Source organism: Neolewinella aquimaris (assembly GCF_014197245.1).
GTDB lineage: Bacteria > Bacteroidota > Bacteroidia > Chitinophagales > Saprospiraceae > Neolewinella > Neolewinella aquimaris.
The window spans coordinates 19,004-33,810 of record NZ_JACIFF010000013.1; the positions used below are offsets into that span (position 1 = coordinate 19,004).

Here is a 14,807-nt window from a genome sequence, read left to right on the forward strand (position 1 = left end):
AACAAGGAATCGTTATCATCCACTCACAAAATTACCAGACGCACCAAGATTTCATCCATTCACTAACCATCATTACCCATCAATTTTAGCCGGATAGTTGGTAGGTGGCGAGGGTGTCCGGCTGGTTGGCGCTGGCGTCAATCTGCAAAAATTCCCCTCATCGGGGGTTTTTGCAGATGCCAGCCACCCCCACCCAACCTCGATGGTATCCGGATTGACTTTAGTGCTTAATAGTGGCCCCATTCCAGATTTACCTATAGCTGCCGCAGCGAGGCTCCCCGCGTCACCAATGACAGGATAAAGCGGTAGGGATTATTTGTAAGAATCAATACTGATGAAGGAACCTTTTCGATTACCTTGAGCAATCGACCAGGACAAGAAATTTATTAAAAAAGAAGCACATCCGCCAACACCGTGCATACGCCAACCCGGCGAGGGTGCGGGAGGGTTCTGTTTGGCGAAGGAGTGAGAGGTTGGTGTGTCTCGGTTCTCGTAGCGCTAGTCGGTGGTAGCCGGGCTGACGTATGCACACCCGTTCGGCGCAACCGCATCCACAACCACAACACTATAGCTGGCTAGGTGCGGGTTTGGTCCAACAGATAAACTCAACCGCGGGTTCACAGAAAATTAAACGATCAGGGCAGCTAAGAGAACTGATTTCAACGGCAGTATATCCCACTATAAGCTCCCGCAAGGGATAGGCGTCACACCATGAAAGATGTCATCGAAAGTGCAGTTGGGCAAGAGTGAAGAAGGACACTGCGCTATGAAGATTTATTATTACGACATCAGAAGGGGGCAGCTAGACGATCTGATTCCAACGGCAGTTTACCCTACTATAAAACTACAGCATGAGGAGGGCACTTCACCAGTATGCTGATCGACAGCACTGGCTGAATCAGCCCGAATCTTGGCAACTTCCCTATCTTGATGGTTGTTTGAGCATAAAACAGACCCCCTATGGGCTTCCACGTTGAATTACCGGCCGACTTAACTACTACAGATTTTGATCTGAAGATGATGTTCGCCAGTAAGTTATTTGAGGAAGGCATCATCACTTCCGGACAGGGAGCTCAGATCGTAGGGATCAGCCGACGCTCGTTCATCGAGTTGCTTGGACAGTACGGAGTGGCCGCGTTTCAGACGGAGGAAGATGATCTTCTAGAAGACATCGCTAATGCCTGATCGGATCGTTATTGCCGACGCAAGCACGCTCATCGGTCTACATAATCTCACTAGCCTGGAGTTGTTGCACGAGCTGTATGGACACGTCGAGGTAACCACCATAGTCAAAGAAGAGGCAGCAATAGATCTTCCGGATTGGATCCGAGTTGACGACAACTATAACAGGGATGTCTACCGATCGCTTTTGCCTAGTTTGGACGCCGGGGAGGCTAGTTCAATAGCCTTGGCTCTTGCACTGGAGAACACTCTACTCATCATCGACGAACGAAAAGGAAGAAGGAGAGCTAAGTCATTGGGTATAGTGATCACCGGATTGATTGGAATCTTGATCCGAGCGAAGCAGCGTGACCTGATCTCGTCGGGCAAAGACAAACTGGACAACTTACGGGAGCAGGGATTCCGCTTGTCGGAGAAGATATATGAACTGGCGCTAAGGGAAATGAAAGAAAAGTAAATGCGCCGAACACCGCGCCCAGCGTCAACCGGGGCGAAGGGAGGGGAGTGTGGGTTGGTTTCTATTTGGCCCGCGGGTATGTCCCGTCGCCAATGGCCCGAAAGCTCCCGCTGGTCGGTTTCGGTCCATGCCGCCGCGCCGCCCCCGCTCATGGGTTGGGTTGAGTTAATACCATCTAGTGTTGAAGCCCCGGCTGCGTGGGCGCCCCCGTTGGCGGATATGCCATCATACCAGACAACTCAGCAGTGCCTAAATAAATGAAAGCGGCAACCAAGAGATTACGCTACCGCAAGGGTCAGCATGCTTACCCGGATGATGGTCGAGAGGATGATTGCCTCCGTATCAAGTCGTTCGGTAGCCGCTTAGAATCACCGAATTGACGAGAACGCTACCGCTCGAGCCTGATCTGACATCACAGCTATTACGCTACCGCACGAACCACCACTTTTTACCTGGAAGATGGCCGGCGTGCTTTCCCTTTCACCGTTGAATTAGTTGGCAACCGGTGAGAATTATTTACAGGACACGAACGCTACCGCCGAGACCTGAGCCCGCAGGACACTTATTACGCTACCGCACGGACCACCACTATCTACCTAGAAGATAGCCGTCGTGCTTACCCTTTCTACGTTGAGTTAGCTGGTAGCCGCTTAGAATTATTTATTTGTTACGAACGCTGCCGTTGAGGCCTGAGCCCGCAGGACAATTATTATGCTACCGCACGGCTCAGGACACTCACCGTTTAGTGAACCGCAGTGAGCTACATACTAGCCTGACTCGTCGGTGGCCGTCAAGATTTATTTCTTCCGGCCAGGATCAAAACAAAGAATCGATATCATTCACATAACATTACCAGACGCACCAATGACTTCATCCATTCATCATCAATCCATCCACCATAAATTTCAGCCGGATTACTGGTGGGTGACGAGGATGCCCGCCTGGGTGGCGCTGGCGTCAATCTGCAAAAATTCCCCTGCTCGGGGGTTTTTGCAGATGCCAGCCACCCCCACCCAGCCTTGCTTGTAACCGGATTGACATTTAATGCCCAGTAGTGGCACCATTCCAGATTTACCCATAGCTGCCGCAGCGAGGTTGCCCGCGTCACAGATGACAGGGTTAGAGGGCCGGAATTATTTGTTAAGAACAAAACTGATATAGGTGCTTTCCCGCTTATTTTGGACAATCGACCAGGACTAGAGATTTAATAAAAAGGAGCACATCCGCCAACACCGTGCATACGCCAACCCGGCGAGGGTGGGGGCGGGTTCTGTTGGAAGAAGGAGTGAGAGGTTATTGTGTCTCGGTGCCGATAGAGCGGGTCGGTGGTAGCCGGGCTGACGTCTGCACACCCGTTGGCTGACATCCATACCCCGCAGGACAAGAAAACCGACAGCTCAAAACTGGATAAATGATATACAAGATTGGTGAATATGAAATCAAGCTAACTCTTGAAAATTCATATCATAGGGGTTCACATGATAATGTTACTTTATTTGATCACCAGTACATTTTTGGTGAGGGACAACCAACTGTGCAAATCGGCATCGCCATCTACAAAAATGATGTACGACTTCGAGGGGCTTTAATTGCCGGTACAGAGGGGACTACGTGCATCCACGAAAAATCTCAAGTTGTCCATGAAGATGGGATCGCAATCTGCTGTTCAAATTTGGTTTTCAAACTTTCTTTACCTAGTCTGAAACTATTATGGGTCACACAGGCTGATCGCATCACCTGCTTTGAAATATTTGAAATCAACGATGACTATATCATTCATGGGGAAATGAGCATATCGCGACTAGCTGGTAACGGACAGCTAATCTGGCAGAAGATTGGGAAAGATATCTTCGCGACGATAGATGGAGTTAGTGATGACTTTAAAATTGAAAATAACATCATATTAGCCACTGACTTTGAAGGCAACAGGTACAGGTTCAATCTAGACGGAGAAGAAATTTTTGTGAAGTAAATGCAGACTGGAGTGCATCGTAAAATTAGTTCGCAGGTATAGGTATAGGTATAGGTATAGGTGCGGCGTACTGACGCTCTCGGTAGATAAAACGAATTAGATTACTGTAGCTCCTGCAATATCTGGTGCCGCTACTGGCCGAGAGCGGCCTGCACAACTCTAGAAGAGCTACCGCGTAGAAACAGTCGCTATCGCTCCATAAATAAAAGGACGTCAGCCAACATTGCGGCCACGTCCATGCCGGGGCTGGCGGGTAGGGTAGCGTCTGTTGGCTTCGATCATGTACCTTGAGTTGAACCAAAGATTATCGGGGTCCTTCCCGGCACGGCGTGGCCGCCCCCGTTGGCGGATATCCCATCATACCAGACAACCCAGCAGGGCCGAAATAAATGAAAGCGGAAACCAAGAAATGACGCTACCGCAAGGGTCTGAATGCTTACCTGGATGATGGTCGAGAGGATGATTACCTCCGTATCAAGTCGTTCGGTAGCCGCTTAGAATCACCGAATTGACGAGAACGCTACCGCTCGAGCCTCATCTGACATCACAGATATTACGCTACCGCACGAACCACCACTTTTTACTTGAAAGATGGCCGGCGTGCTTACCCTTTCACCGTTGAATTAGTTGGCAGCTGTTGAGAATTATTTATAGGACACGAACGCTACCGCCGAAACCTGAGCATACAGGACACTATTTACGCTACCGCACGGACCACCACTATCTACTTAAAAGAAGCCGCCGTGCTTACCCTTTCAACGTTGAGCTAGCTGGTGGCCGTTGAGAATTATTTATAGAACACGAACGCTACCGCCGAAACCTGAGCACGCAGGATACTTATTATGCTACCGCACGGCTCTGGACACTCAGTATTTATTCAGCCGCATTGAAGTAATTATTAGATTGAGCTGGTCGGTGGCCGTCAAGATTTATTTCTTCAGGGCAGGCCAGAATCAGCATAAAGAGATTGATATTATCAACTCAAATAATTACCAGTCGCACCTAGATTTTATCCATCCATCATCAATCATCCACCATAAAGTTCAGCCGGATTGCTGGTGGGCGGCGAGGATGCCCGGCTGGCTGGCGCTGGCGTCAATCTGCAAAAATTCCCCTCCTCGGGGGTTTTTGCAGATGCCAGCCACCCCCACCCAGCCTCGCTGGTAACCGGATTGACTCTAGTGCCCAGAGGTGGCTCCATTCCAGATTTACCCATAGCTGCCGCAGTATGGATGCCACCGTCACAGATGACAGGGTAGAGGGGCCGGGATTATTTGTAAAGAACAAAACTGATATAGGTGCTTTCCCGCTTACCTTGGACGTTCGACCAGGATTAAGGATTTATTTAAAAGAAAGGCACATCCGCCAACACCGTGCATACGCCAACCCGGCGAGGGTGCGGAAGGGTTCTGTTTGGAGAAGGAGTGAGAGGTTAGTGTGTCTCGGTGCTTATAGAGCTTGTTGGTGGTAGCCGGGCTGACGTCTGCACACCCGTTGGGCGACAGCCCGCCATCAAAGGCGGTCCGATGAATGAGGTAATCCTGTTAAGAGTAATGATGAATGCTTCGATAAACCTCACTTATCTCACCATCAAAAGTCTAGACAAACTGCTATCACGCGTACGAATAAATAATATTTAATGGTTGCTACGATTAACTTTAAAGAAGAAACGATAAATGGATTCCTAGCAGGACTCGGCAAGGTAAATGCTATATGTGGTCAGAATAACAGTGGTAAATCTTACCTGCTCAAACGCATAGCGAGTAAAACAAACAGAATAGTTGATATTAGAATAGGGATTGATCAAGTAAGAGAATTATCTTTTGATGAAAAGTCTTCTGTAACGTTCTCTAAGAGAATCAGAGTAAATAATGAAGCACTACTCACTTCGTCCGGTTTATCATCGGTTTCCGTAAAACATTTGTACAAAGCAAAAGATCTCCTAGAAAAATATATTATTGAAAATGGCGACATAAAGTGGGAAGCTCAATCCGATAAACTTGTGGAAAAAATAGTTAGATACTTCCACGGAACAGATGATGCGATTCCTATATATCAACATAAAGACCGAATAGATGCCCTGATTTCAAATAGCTTCACGGATATGACTGTGCAAGCTTTGATAAATAAGCTTGAAAAAGAGTATAGATTTTCAGGTATTATTGAGGCCAAAAGGCATGTAACAACAAAAGATTCAATCTCTCCAGAAGACAAGCAAACTAAGTTTAATGACCCACTTCATCTAGTGGACGTTCTATTTAAGTTGAAGAATTCAGTTCCAAACAGTCAAGACAGAATTGCATTTGAGAGGATACAATCATCATTTGTAGATATTGTTAATGACACAGATTTTGATATCTCGCATATCGGTGGTGGACAGGTAGCTTTATACTTTAAGAACTCTAGCGGGGGCTGGTACGATGCTGACGAATCGGGTATAGGATTACGAGACTTGTTATTCATTGTGACCAACTGTTATCTGACAAAAAATGATGTCATTTTAATTGAGGAACCTGAAAATCATATTCATCCTGCCTGGCAAAGAAAGCTATTGCATTTTCTCAAATTCAAGGTCAAACCTCAAGTAATTTATACCACTCACTCAAGTACACTACTCGACACAAGTTTTGTTGATACGATTTTTATGACTAAGCAAATTAATGGGTGCATCCATATAACAAAGGTTAATGATAAAGCAATTGCCTTACATGATTTAGGTTATTTAACCTCAGATAATCTGCTGTCAGAGGTTGTAGTTTTGGTTGAAGGAAAAACAGATGTCCCAGTTATTGAAGAATTTATTAATACTGCGGGAATTGATAATTCTGATCAAATTAAGGTAATTTCATTTGGCCATATTAACGGTTTGAGTGACGTAAACTATAATACTTTTTGTAAAAGCTACAGAGCTGTTATAGTCGTTGTTGATGGTGATGACAATAAAGAGAGTAGGAAAGCTAGAGCAATCATAGGCCGGAAAATTGAAGGTGTACCTAATGCTAGTTTGTGCAAGCTTGATGGATATGGTATTGAGAACTACTTCAGCGTGGAAGCTTTGACAAAGTTTTTTGAGAAAGGATTACCTGACATTTTAAGAGAAAGCATTGTTGATGGCAAACTTCCTTTAAAATGTAAAATTAAGGGGCTAAAGAAAAATGAAAATAATTATAGGGTTGTAGCTAACTATATGAAGAAGGAGGAAATTCTTGCATTTGAAGATATTCACCAAAACCTGATCGAAGTAATCAAAAGAAGATTACTGTAGTTACAATTGCAATCGCCCAACACCGCGCCATCGTCAAGCCGGCAATAAACCTTTTCAGGTGTCGATGAAACCTTTAAAAGTTGCCTAGGAGTTGGTCAAGATCCGGATGCGGACCGGTAAAGCCGGCCTGCGGTGGCGCCCCCGTTGGCGGATATGCCATCATATTATACAGACCAGCAATGCCGAAATTAGTAAAAGCGGCAACCAAGAAATTACGCTACCGCAAGGGGATCAGCGTGCTTGCCCGGATGATGGTCGAGAGGATGATTACTTCAGGCTTGAGTCATTCGGTAGCCGGCTAGAATCAGCGAGTGGACAAGGACGCTACCGCGCAGACCTGAACCCGCATCATACATATTACGCTACCGCCCAGACCACCAGTTTTTACCTGGAAGATAGCCGCCGTGCTTGCCCTTCACCGTTGAGTTGGCTGGTAGCCGTTGAGAATTATTTATAGAACACGAACGCTACCGCCGAAACCTGAGCCCGCAGGACACCTATTATGCTACCGCACGGCTCTGGACACTCACCATTTAGTGGTCCGCATTGAGCTAGATTCCAGGTTGAGCTAGTCGGTGGACGGAAGGATCTATTTCTCTTAACCAAGCCAGGATCAGCAACAAAGAATCGATATCATCCAGTCACAAAATTGCCAGCCGCACCAACGACTTTATCCATTCACCATCCATCATCAACCATAAATTTCAGGCGGATTGCAGGTGGGCGGCGAGGATGACCGGCTGGGTGGGGATGGCGTCAATCTGTAAAAATTCCCCTCATCGGGGGTTTTTGCAGATGCCAGCCATCCCCACCCAGCCTTGCTGGTTACCGGGTTGTCTTTATCGGTCAGTGGTGGCCTCATTCCAGATCTACCCATAGCTGCCGCAGCGTGATCGCTAGCGTTGTAGACGAGAGGTAGAGTGGTATAGGGATTATTTATAAGAATTAATACTGATAAAGGTACCTGTCCAGTTACCTTGAGCAATCGACCAGGACAAGAAATTTATTAAAAAAGAAGCACATCCGCCAACACCGTGCATACGCCAACCCGGCGAGGGTGCGGGAGGGTTCTGTTTGGAGAAAGAGTGAGAGGTTAGTGTGTCTCGGTGCTTATAGAGCTAACTGGTGGTAGCCGGGCTGACGTCTGCACACCCGTTCTGCGCAAAGTGAACAAACCACATTACTATAATGAAAACTATTCAAGACTTAGATCTAGACGCGCTTGAACCTGCGCAATTATTGAAACAATTTTCATATCAAGAAAATTTGACTTCGCAGTTAGATCGCTACAAAGGATACATCGACCAAAATAAAATTAATGAAATAGTCTTGTGGAAGATTAATAGGTATGCAGAGATCGATTCTACAACTCTTGAACTATTAAACAAAATAGATGCAAATGTAGAGGTGATGGATATTGATCTCACCGAACAAATTCTCATAAGACTACTCAGCAAAGGTGTGAGAGGTGTCAGACTTCCAATGGCATCAACATTTTTGAGATTCCGGAATTCTAACATTTATCAAATTATTGACAGGAGAGCTTATAGAGTCCTTTACGGGAAAGCTTATATTGAAAGACCAGATATTCAGGCCATGATCCAGTTGTACTTTAAATATCTTGATGATATTAGTCAACTTTGTAATAGAATCAATTTGCCGTACAAGGACATAGATAGATTCCTTTACGTTTTAGATAAGCAACTCAACAAAAGTGAACCGATATAATTTTCCAACTTGTCTACATTAAATTTTTACCTTTATTGCGCTGCTACTTTAATTTAGATAGGGTAACTATATTCTAGTTAAACGCCGTATAATCTTTAATGCCTCAATTCATAAAGAAGCCAAAATGGGAAACGATGCATATATAGTATTTGATTACAATCCGATGTGGTACGAAGGATTTGACGAATTTACTAAGGAGATTGATCAAAGCCCCGATATCAGTATTCAGTATAAAGCTAGTTGGTTACCCGCAGCGGCGGAGGGTGGAGAGACTAATATCACCATCTTCCTCAATTCAGATTTATTAGATTTTTTGAAGTCTTTGGTAGTGTCAGGTCTTCTCTGGGATGTAATCAAAGTTGGTACAAAAAGATATATTCTCAGCCCATTGTTTCGGGCATTGGAGAATTTAGAAAAAAGGAGATTAAAGATTGGCGGACTTAACGTACGAACTGTTCAATTTCAATTTGCAGATACAATAATTATTGTTGGTGGGATTTCACGGAATTTCACCATGACGATTTCTCATCTTTTCAAGGAGATTAATAAGCAATTGCCAAAATTGAGTTCTCGAATAGGAAACGTAAGTAAAATTGAAACTCCAATTATAGAAAACGAGGGATACTTTAAAGAGCGAGATGGAAAATATACGTTTAATATTTATGCCGACGACGATAACGCAGACTTAGATGCTCTTAACAAGTTCACAAAGATTTGGCGCATTGAGACAGGTAGTGGAGTAGATTGTTATATATTTCGGCTACAAAACGATGATTTAGAAAGTTGCTGGAACAGTTAGATGGTTGTAGATAATAAAATGCGCAGAACATCGCGCCACCGTCAAGCCGGCGGTGGTGCTTTTGGGTGTCGAAGAAGGCTTTAAAAGCTGACCAAAAGATTGTCAAGATCAGGATGCTGGTCGGTGGTAGCCGGCCTGCGTGGGCGCCCCCGTTGGGTGCAACGACCTACTCCCAGAACAATCAAATGCACAAAGAATGAAGGTTAACTGGGTTTGGCAGTAATGGTAAACAGTCAACGAACCAGTTAATTGCCAAAAACATACAAGATAGGATTACTATTATTCTTACCTTCATGTATGAAGTATTCATCCATTCCTGACCAATAGTTAAAATTCCGTTGAAACAACTTTAATGACAGAAGATGAAATGGACTCAAACTTTAGCGCTTTTATTCATAACGATTGGAACTGCAAGTTCGAGCGTACGAGGACAGGATATTGGATTTTACCTCCATGAGATGAGTACTAATCCGGAAGTAGACTCAGCATTTAACTTCAGAATTGATTCTATCTGGTCTAGCATCGATGACGGATCGATTGGCTCTGAAGACTACGACGAGGTGGTTACGTATTTACAAGAATATTATGATCGAAAGAGCAATGTCATCACTGCAGACAAAGCTGAACTATATTCTTACTTTATTCTATTAAAGGAGAAAAATTACCGATCCATCATTGATCGCTTCGAAGAGAAAACAGGAGAGTACAATCACCGAGCCTTCACCACAATTAGTGATATTTATCGAAGATCCTATCTTAAACATTTCGATAGTGATTTAACAGGATATATGAATCGCTTGGATAGTCTTTCAACTGTAGAGTTGTCCGCGAACTTTCAACAGTTTATTGCTAGCGTCAAGGATCTGCAGCCGGGACAAAAAGCACCTACGTTTAACGTAACTGACTTAGAAGGCCAAACATATAGTCTAGATTCACTGCGGGGAAAAGTAGTTGTGCTTGATTTCTGGGCTACTTGGTGCATCCCATGTATTAAAGAAATACCTGAAATAAAAAGAATATACACTAAGTACATAGAAAATGAAGGATTCATAATTATCAGTATTTCACTAGATACAGATCCAGAAATATGGGAAAAGTTTGTTAATGGAAATGGGTTGGACTGGCCCCAGGTCATTGAATCTGGAAGGAAGGAGGGCTCAAGTCGACATAGTGGTACAATGGCGACAATGTACAAGGCCATGGGCGTACCAAAGTATATCCTAATTGATAAAGAAGGGTACGTACGGTACAACTCTCACTTGAATAATTATAAGTTTGTAGGTGAAGATATTATCGACCGGTATTTGTAAGTACATAGTGTTTGTATAATGGTAGTACTTGCCTTTATGTGGAAAAATATAATGCACCCAACATAGCGCCCACGACAAGCCGGGCCGCACAGTACCGGCATAGGGGTTGGGCTCCGTTGCTGGCTCTGGGTGGGCCGAATGAAGGTTCTTGCCCGATCCCCGGCCTGACGTGGGCGCCCCCGTTGGCGGATATGCCATCATACCAGACCACTCAGCATCACCGAAAAATGAGAGAAACGGCAACCAATAAATTACGCTACTGCAAGGATCAGCAAACTCGCCCGGATGATGGCCAAAAGGATAGCTATGTCAGCATTGAGTCGTCCAGTAGCCGGCTAGAATCAGTGATTGATAAGAACGCTACCGCCCAAACCAAGACCCGCATCACCGGTATTACGCTACCGCACCGACCACCACGTTCTACCTGGAAGATGGCGGCTGTGCTTACCCTTTCACCGTTGAGTTAGATGGTGGCCGTTGAGAATTATTTATTTGTTACGAACGCTGCCGTTGATGCCTGAGCACGCAGGACACTTATTACGCAACCGTACGGACAACTCTTTCTACCTGGATGATGGCCGCCGTGCTTACTCTTTCACCGTAGAATTATTTGGTCGCCGTCGAGAATTATTTATTTGCTACGAACGTTGCCGTTGAGGCCTGAGCCCGCAGGACACTTATTATGCTACCGCACGGCTCAGGACACTCACCATTGGTGGTTCACATTGAGCTAACTCCTAGATTGAGCTACTCGGTGGACGGAAGGATCTATTTCTTCCGATCAGTCTAGAATCAGTAACTAAGATCGATATTATCCACTCATAAAATTGCCAACCGCACCAACGACTTTATCCATTCAGGATCAATCATCATCCATCTATTTTCACCGGATGGTTGTTGGGTGGCGAGGCTGCCCGGCTGGCTGGCGCTGGCGTCAATCTGCAAAAATTCCCCTCATCGGGGGTTTTTGCAGATGCCAGCCACCCCCACCCAGCCTTGCTGGTAACCGGATTGTCTTTAGTGCTCAATGGTGGCCTCATTCCAGATTTACCCATAGCTGCCGCAGCGTGGCCGGCCAGCGTTTCAGACGAGAGGGTTGAGCGACAGGGATTATTTGTAAGAATCAATACTGATGAAGGTGCCTCTCCGATTACCTTGAGCAATCGACCAAGACTAGAGATTTAATTATAAAAAGCACATCCGCCAACACCGTGCATACGCCAACCCGGCGAGGGTGGGGGAGGGTTCTGCTTGGAGAAGGAGTGAGAGCTTGGTGTGTCTCGGTGCTGATAGAGCTAGTCGGTGGTAGCCGGGCTGACGTCTGCACACCCGTTGGGCGCCATGCCGGCATTAGGCCGGCACGAAAAACGACAAAGTCGACAAATGACGAAGACTCTAAGTGGAGTCCGGGATCACCGCAAAGCTGTCAAGAATAGACAGTTAGAAAGTTGTAGTTGTCAAAAATAGACACTATTTTTGTTGTAAACATCGTGCATGAAGCTCAATCTATTAGAGGTAGCAAATGGGGAACTAATCGAAGCTATAATCTCAAAAGCTTCACAGACTGATCTTCCGAAGAAGAAAGATGGTTGGCAGTTCACCTGGCAAAAATTAGGTAAAATAGAAGGTGCTGACTTTTACAAGCTGGTTACGATCGATAATCCTGATATGGTTCAGGGAGTGCTTATGTTAACCTTGGTAAATGAGGAAATGCTGTATATGAACAATATTGAGGTAGCTCCTCACAACTACGGTAGGCAGGGTAGATACGACCGCGTTGCGGGAGGGCTAATTGCGTTTGCTTGTTATAAAAGCTTTGAATTAGGTAAAAATCATTATTTAGGCTATCTATCATTTACTAGCAAGACTCAACTGATTGAGTTATATGAGAACAAGTACGGAGCGACATTTGCTATGGGCCAAAATATGTTTTTTGATCCGGAAGCTGGAAAACAACTGATGAAAAAATATTTAACGATTAATATTAACCGCCATGAAGAAGAATAAAGTGATAAACGAAGGGGGAATAAACGGGCTGGGAGAGTCTCTTGTCAACCAGAACAGTTCCGCGTTTAAGGCACTGAAGTCGATCATAATTGCCCGAAGCCAGGGACAAACGAAAGCAAAAAAGATAGAAAGTGAACTACTATCACTCAGGTTCCAGATGGAATCATATTTATCGAAGTCTGATGAAGACACAATTATACCTGCAGGAAGATTTATCGAGCAGTTGCTGGAAAAAGTAGGAGTTTCTAAGAAAAGATTTTCAGATTATATAGGATACGACTATTCGAATCTAATATCGGTACTTAAAGGAAGACGTAAAGTCAATCCGGACTTGGCGATGAAAGCAGGTAAAATATTTGGAATAGAGCCAGCCATTTGGCTTCATATTGAGTCAAAAAATGAGCTATTCACCTACCGAGACAAGAAACCGGGTGATCATGAATATAGCCTATTGGAATTGATGAAGTAAATGAAAAGAAAGGCGCCCAACATTGCGCCCAGCGTCAACCGGGGCTGGGTGGCCGTGGTGCTGGTTGAATGCTCTTGGTATCCGGGTTCGTCGCGTCGTCAATGGCCCGAAAGCTCCCTCCCGCTGGTCGGTCGGTTTCGTTCCATGCCGCCACGCCGCACCCTTGTGGGTGAGTTGAAGTTAGTCACTTCGAATGAACGATGCCCCGGCTGCGTGGGCGCCCCCGTTGGCGGATATGCCATCATACCAGACAATTCAGCAGTGCCGAAATAGATGAAAGCGGCAACCAAGAAAGTATGCTACCGCAGAGGTCAGCAGACTCACCCGGATGATGGCCGTGTGGATGATTATCTCAGCTTAAAATTGATCATTAGCCGCCTGGAATCAGCGAATGGACAAGAACGCTACTGCCCGAGCCTGAACCTGCATCACAGAAATTACACTACCGCACGGACCATTACTTTCTACCTGGCTGATGGCCGCCGTGTTTACTCTTTCACCATGGAATTAGTTGGTAGCCCGTTGAGAATTATTTATAGGATACGAACGCTACCGCTGAGACCTGAGCACACAGGATACGAATTACGCTACCGCACGGACCATTACTTTCTACCTGGCTGATGGCCGCCGTGTTTACTCTTTCACCATGGAATTAGTTGGTAGCCCGTTGAGAATTATTTATAGGATACGAACGCTACCGCTGAGACCTGAGCACACAGGATACGAATTACGCTACCGCACGGACCATTACTTTCTACCTGGCTGATGGCCGCCGTGTTTACTCTTTCACCGTAGAATTATTCGGTCGCCGTCAAGAATTATTTATCACACACAACCTGGTCGCCGAGATATGAGCCTGCAGGACAGCTATTACACTACCGCACAGATCTGGACACTCACCATTTATTGAGCCGTAGCGAGCTACATATTAGCTTGAGCTGGTCGGTAGCCGTCAAGATTTATTCCTTCAGGCCGGGTCAGTATCAGCAACAAGGAATTGATAACATCAACTCAAAAAATTGCCAGCCGCACTAACGACTTTATCCAATCATCATCAATCATCACCCATAAAGTTCAGCCGGATTGCTGGTGGGTGGCGAGGATGTTCGGCTGGCAGGCGCTGGCGTCAATCTGCAAAAATTCCCCTTATCGGGGGTTTTTGCAGATGCCAGCCACCCCCACCCAGCCTCGTTGGTGGCCGGATAGACTCTAGTGTCCAGTAGTCGCACCATTCCAGATCAACCCATAGCTGCCGCAGCGAGGTCGGCCCGCGTCACAGATGACAGGATAAAGCGGTAGGGATTATCTATAAGAATCAATATTGATGAAGGTACTTTTCCGATTACCTTGATCAATCGACCAGGACTGGAGATTTAACAAAATAAAGCACATCCGCCAACACCGTGCATACGCCAACCCGGCGAGGGTGCGGGAGAGTTCTGTTTTGAGGAGGGACTGAGAGGTTGGTACATTTCGGTGTCTATAGAGTTGGTCGGTGGTAGCCGGGCTGACGTCTGCACACCCGTTGGCGGATATGCCATCATACCAGACCGCTCAGCAGTGCCGAAACAGATGAAAGCGGCAACCAAGAAATGACGCTACCGCAAGGGTCCGTATG

At 45.7% G+C, this 14,807-nt stretch carries 9 protein-coding genes; all 9 read left to right on the plus strand.

What is annotated here, in order from left to right:
* The first annotated feature begins 960 nt into the window (after positions 1–960).
* The 9 genes from GGR28_RS18555 to GGR28_RS18595 all read left to right on the plus strand — a co-directional run bounded on the left by GGR28_RS18555 (position 961) and on the right by GGR28_RS18595 (position 13,189).
* Entirely contained in the window at positions 961–1,185 is a 225-nt protein-coding gene (locus GGR28_RS18555; RefSeq protein ID WP_183497332.1) for a UPF0175 family protein, read from the plus strand.
* The gene (locus tag GGR28_RS18560) at positions 1,178–1,639 is read left to right on the plus strand and encodes a DUF3368 domain-containing protein (RefSeq protein WP_183497333.1); all 462 of its coding nucleotides are present in this window, start codon (positions 1,178–1,180) and stop codon (positions 1,637–1,639) included. The genes GGR28_RS18555 and GGR28_RS18560 overlap by 8 nt, the downstream gene beginning before the upstream one ends.
* Positions 1,640–3,050: 1,411 nt before the next feature.
* Positions 3,051–3,611 carry a hypothetical protein gene (locus GGR28_RS18565; RefSeq protein WP_183497334.1) on the plus strand — a complete coding sequence of 187 codons (561 nt, stop codon included), beginning with the start codon at positions 3,051–3,053 and terminating at the stop codon, positions 3,609–3,611.
* 1,639 nt (positions 3,612–5,250) lie between these two features.
* Complete coding sequence (locus GGR28_RS18570) at positions 5,251–6,876, plus strand: AAA family ATPase (protein WP_183497335.1); 1,626 nt, start codon at positions 5,251–5,253, stop codon at positions 6,874–6,876.
* 1,188 nt (positions 6,877–8,064) lie between these two features.
* Positions 8,065–8,604, plus strand: coding sequence for a hypothetical protein (locus tag GGR28_RS18575; protein ID WP_183497336.1), 540 nt, complete (start codon positions 8,065–8,067; stop codon positions 8,602–8,604).
* Positions 8,605–8,728: 124 nt separating this feature from the next.
* Positions 8,729–9,403, plus strand: a complete 675-nt coding sequence (locus GGR28_RS18580) for a hypothetical protein (RefSeq protein WP_183497337.1) — start codon at positions 8,729–8,731, stop codon at positions 9,401–9,403.
* Positions 9,404–9,765: 362 nt separating this feature from the next.
* The gene (locus GGR28_RS18585; RefSeq protein ID WP_183497338.1) at positions 9,766–10,713 is read left to right on the plus strand and encodes a TlpA family protein disulfide reductase; all 948 of its coding nucleotides are present in this window, start codon (positions 9,766–9,768) and stop codon (positions 10,711–10,713) included.
* A 1,494-nt stretch (positions 10,714–12,207) separates the two neighbouring features.
* Positions 12,208–12,720, plus strand: a complete 513-nt coding sequence (locus tag GGR28_RS18590) for a hypothetical protein (protein WP_183497339.1) — start codon at positions 12,208–12,210, stop codon at positions 12,718–12,720.
* Complete coding sequence (locus GGR28_RS18595; protein WP_183497340.1) at positions 12,707–13,189, plus strand: helix-turn-helix transcriptional regulator; 483 nt, start codon at positions 12,707–12,709, stop codon at positions 13,187–13,189. The genes GGR28_RS18590 and GGR28_RS18595 overlap by 14 nt, the downstream gene beginning before the upstream one ends.
* The last annotated feature ends 1,618 nt before the right edge of the window (positions 13,190–14,807 follow it).